This window comes from Promicromonospora kroppenstedtii DSM 19349 (assembly GCF_000515355.1).
Classification (GTDB): Bacteria; Actinomycetota; Actinomycetes; order Actinomycetales; family Cellulomonadaceae; genus Promicromonospora; species Promicromonospora kroppenstedtii.
The window spans coordinates 1-4,732 of record NZ_KI911746.1; the positions used below are offsets into that span (position 1 = coordinate 1).

General features: G+C 73.1%; 2 protein-coding genes. One reads left to right on the top strand and one right to left on the bottom strand.

The annotated features are described in order from the left end of the window. Positions 1 to 118: 118 nt before the first annotated feature. Positions 119 to 3,979 (bottom strand): S8 family serine peptidase, encoded by a 3,861-nt coding sequence (locus PROKR_RS31045; RefSeq protein WP_051433349.1) that lies wholly within the window; start codon positions 3,977 to 3,979, stop codon positions 119 to 121. A gap of 204 nt (positions 3,980 to 4,183) precedes the next feature. Between PROKR_RS31045 and PROKR_RS25230 the strand changes: the two genes are divergently transcribed. Beyond that, positions 4,184 to 4,732 (top strand): AAA family ATPase (locus PROKR_RS25230; RefSeq protein ID WP_036969234.1); only part of this gene is annotated, 549 nt, incomplete at its 3' end.

Here is a 4,732-nt window from a genome sequence, read left to right on the forward strand (position 1 = left end):
GATCCGGGCCTACACGGTCGACTGACCCGACCCGTACCGCTGGTCGAGCTCGTCGAGACCCTCGTGAGGTCTCGACGAGCTCGACCAGCGGACGGAGCTCGACCGCAGGGGTGCTGCCTCAGCCCAGGTCGACCAGGTAGGACAGCGTCGCCATGTCGGCGTCGCTGGTCATCTCGTCGAGCTTGATGTTGCTCTGGCCGGTGACCACGATCCGGGTCTGCGACCCCGGACCCGCGGTGACGGCCACGCCGTTGGCCACGTCGCCGGACTCGCCGGCGTCGTACAGCCCCGACCAGACCTGCTCGCCCGAGGCGGTGTCGTAGGCGACGGTCGCGAAGTCCTCCGCGGTGTCCGCCCCCTTGCTCTGCCCTGTGACCACCACGTGGTCGCCGCTCGGGGAGAACGCCGCGGTGTACGCGACGTCCAGCCCGTGCCCCGACCCGTCGTACCGGGCCGACCAGCGCTTCTCGCCCGTCGCGGCGTCGTAGACGGCCGTGAGGTAGTCGCTGCCGGTGCCCTCGCCCCACGAGTTGCCCGTGATGACGACCGAGCCGCCGTCGGGGCTCACCACGACCGTGCGAGGCACGTCGGTGTCGCCGGAGCCGCCGTCGAGCCGCTCGGTCCACAGCGCCTCGCCGGTGGCCAGCGAGTAGCCGATGGTGACCCAGTCGGTGGAGTCCGCGGTGCTCTGGTTGTCGCCCGTCACCACGACGGTGCCGTCCGGCGTGATCGCCACCGCGCCGCCCGAGCCGCCCTTGTCGTCCGGGCCGTCGTAGGTCGCGTTCCAGAGCTGCTCGCCCGTGGCCGCGTCGAACGCGACGGTGCCCCAGTCCACGAGGCTCTCGCCCTCGCCGCGGCTCTGGCCGGTGACCACCACGGCCGACCCGTCCGGCGACGCCGCGATGGCGCGGGCGGCATCCGTCTCACCTACCGGACCGTCGTACAGGCTGCGCCACAGCTCCTCGCCCGTGGCGGCGTCATAGGCGACGGTGCCGTAGTCCGCGGCACCCTGGTCGTCCAGGAGCGACATGCCCGTGACGTAGACGGCCGAGCCGTCGGGGCTCACGGCCAGGGCCTCGCCGTAGTCGGACAGCCCCTCGGCGTCGTACACCGAGACCCAGCGGCGCTCGCCGGTGGCGGCGTCGTAGGCGATGGTGACGTAGTCGGACTCGTTGCCGTAGCCGCCGCCCGCGGCCAGCACGAACAGCGTGCCGCCGTCCGGGCTGATGCCGAAACCGGTCTGGTCACCGCCCACCCCGGTGGGCCCGCCGTACACGTCCGACCACAGGGGCCGGCCCGTCTCCGCGTCGTAGGCGGCGGTCACCGGGGAGTTCTGGAACCCGCCCCAGCTCGCCGGCGACGTCTGACCCGCGGTGTAGACGACCTTGCCGTCGGGCGACAGCAGCGTCTCGTTGCCGTTGTCGTCGTTGGCGCCCAGGCCGTTCTCGCCGCCGTTGAACCGGGCGGTCCAGGCCTCGGCACCCATGCGCAGCACGATGGGCGAGCGGACCGTGTGCCCGCCGCGGCCGTCGGACCACGTGAGGTGGCCGGCGAGCCGCGCGTTCAGCTCGGCCTCGCCGCGCGTGAACGTGACGGTGAACGACGCCGACCTGCCCGGCGACAGCGTGAGCTTGCGCGGGCTGACCTGCACCCCGAGCCCGTCCAGCCCCGTGACCTTCGCGGTGTAGGTGGCGCGCTTCTTGCCCACGTTGGTCACCGTGCGGGTGACCTGCTGACCGTCGGCGGCCCGCCCGATCGCGATCGACGGGGTGTTCAGGTCGCTCGGCGCGAGGCTGTGCCCATCCTCCTCCAGTGCGTCGCAGGTGGTCTGCTGCACGCCGGCGGTGGCACCGCAGAGGAAGGCGAACCAGTCCTCGACGTCGCTGTCGTACACCAGGCCGGGGTCCGTGGAGGCGGCCGCCGCCACGTGCCCGCCGCCCTGCTCGTAGAGCGTGGCCGCGGCCTCGGGGTCGGCGTCCAGGACGTCCGAGCCCGTGGTCATCAGCGCGGACTTGACCGCCATGGGCGACCAGCGCGGGTTCTTCTCGACCAGCGTCGCCGCCAGGCCCGCCACGTACGGCGCGGACATGCTGGTGCCGCTCATCAGGTTGAAGTCCAGGCCCTGCTGCCCGGGCGGTGCGACGGCGGCGAGGATGTCCTGGCCGGGCGCGGTGACGTCCGGCTTGAGGATGTTGCCGTTGCCCGCGGGCGACGGGCCCCGCGAGGAGAACGCCGCCGTGTACGGCGCGGGCGTCGAGGTGTCGACCGAGGCCGCGGCGATGGTGGCCGTGGCACCCGACGTCCTGGCGTAGGCGAGCAGCGCGTCGCGGTCGGTCGCGGCCACGTGCACCGACGGGACGGCCTGGACATCCGTGTTGAGGGTGTCGCCCTCCAGGGTGTTCACCAGGACCATGCCGACGCCGCCGGCCTCGGCGACCGCCGCGCCCTTGTTCACGCGGGCGTTCTCGCCGCGGTCGCAGAGCACGATCTTGCCGGCCACCTTGGCGGGGTCGAGCGCGGGCTTGCCGTTGTTGTCGGCCGTCGTGAAGCACATGCCGGCGTTCGAGACCGTGGCCCCGGCCGCGGCGGCGTCGCGCCCGTAGACGAACGGCACCGGGCCCACGACCTCGGCGGCCAGGGACGTGCCGGAGACCTTCGCGCCGTCACCGAGCGTCGCGGTCGAGCGGGCCGACGTGGAGTGCGTGGCCGCGGCCACCGTGGTGATCCACGGGCTCGGGTGCGCCACCGTGCCGGCCGTCGGGCCGCTGTTGCCCGCCGAGGCGGACACGAACACGCCCGCCTGCGCGGCGGCCAGGAACGCGAGCTCCGTCGGGTCCAGGAAGTCGGTCAGGGTGCCCGAGACTGAGAAGTTGATGACGTCCACGCCGTCCGCGACGGCCTGGTCCACGGCCGCGACGATGTCGGAGGGGTACCCGCTCGCCGTCGAACCGTCCTCGGCGGACCACAGCGCCTTGTAGGCGGCGATCCGGGCGCGCGGCGCGACGCCGCTCACCGTCGAGCTGAACTTGTTGAGCGGACCGGTGACGGCGACGTCCTTGTTGCCGCCCGCGGTCGACGCGGTGTGCGTGCCGTGCCCGTTGTAGTCACGCGCGGACTGGAACTCCCACGGCATCTGCTCGGCGATGCCGGCGTCGCCGCCCCAGGCGTCGTTGAAGTGCTGGGCCGCGACGAGCTTGAGGTTGCACGAGTCGTCGTCCCACGAGTCGTCGCCGACCGTCCCGGCGTCGTCGCACTCGCCGTCGAACCCGCGCAGGCGCTGGTAGGCAGGGCGGCCGCGCTTGTCCCGGTCGGAGAAGCTGGCGCTGTCCGGCCAGATGCCGGAGTCGATGACGCCGATGACGACGTCCTCGCCCGCGGCGGCCGGCTTGCCGTGGCCGGCCGGGCCCTTGAACAGGGCCGGCGCGTCATCGGTGGAGGCGGCGGCGGTCGTGGGCTCGCCCCAGACGGTGATGCCCTCCGCGCCGTCGCCGTCGCCGTCCTTGTCGCCGGCGGTGGCAGTGGTGTCGGCCGTGGTCGTGTGCACCAGGACGTCCTCGGTGACCGCCAGGACGCCCGGTTCAGCGCGCAGCTCGGCCGCCTGTGCCGCCGTCAGCGACGTCGCGAACCCGTCGAACGAGTACACGTACTGGTAGAGCGGGTCCTTGGCGCCCACGCTCCGCAGCGCGGCGCGGTGCTTGCCGCGCAGGTGCTCGGCGTACTCGACGACCTCGGGCGCAGCCGGGTCGACCTTCTCGCCCTCGGCCGGCTTGGTCGGGGCCAGGCCGGCCACCCCGCCCGTGTACGTCGCGACGGGCTGCAGCGCCATCTGCACGATGTAGTTCTTCTTCGCCGTGGCCTCGGGCGGTGCCCCCGCCGCGGTGCTCGTCGCCGTCGCCGTGAGCGCGAGCGCGAGCGTCACCGCTGCCGCACGGCGCACATGCCCGCGTGACAGCCGGCGTTCGTCGGACCGTCGGTCCATGTGCCCTCCTTCAGGTCAGCCACGGCGCATCCGCAGCTGATCAGTGAAGGTAATTGCGTCGATTGCCGGAAACATCAGTGCCATACACTGACTTTTGCCTCACGACGGGCACCACGGTCCCCGGGTACCACACGGAGGGAGCAGCCGTTGAGTATCGACCACGCGTCTGCGCCACCGGCTCGACCCCGAGTTTCACCCGTCCTGGTGGGCCGCACGAGCGAGCTGGAGTCCCTGGTCCACAAGGTCCGGGACACGCCGTCCCTGGTCGTCATCGACGGCGAGGCGGGCGTCGGCAAGAGCCGCCTCGTCCGCGAGCTCGCCACCGACCCGGCGCTCGCGGGGATGCCCGTGCTGATCGGCCACTGCGAGCAGCTGCAGGAGCCGCTGCCGCTCGCGCCGGTGCTCGACGTCCTGTCCCACCATGCCGACCTCGTCCGACCCGGCGACTACAACCCGATCGTGGGCGCGCTCGCGCCGCTCGTGCCGGAGCTGGGCGACCGGCTCCCGCCGCCGCCCCCGGAGCTCGCCGACCAGCGCGCCGCGCGCCACCGGGTGTTCCGGGCCACCGCCGAGCTGCTCGACCGCATGGGCCCCGCGGTGCTCGTGCTGGAGGACGTGCACTGGGCCGAGAGCAGCACCTTCGACTTCCTCACCTTCCTGGCCGCGCACCAGCCCGCGGGGCTGTGCATCGTGCTGACCCTGCGCAGCGGCGGCAGCCCGCTGCCGGTTCGCGAGTCCTTCGCGCGCGCCGCG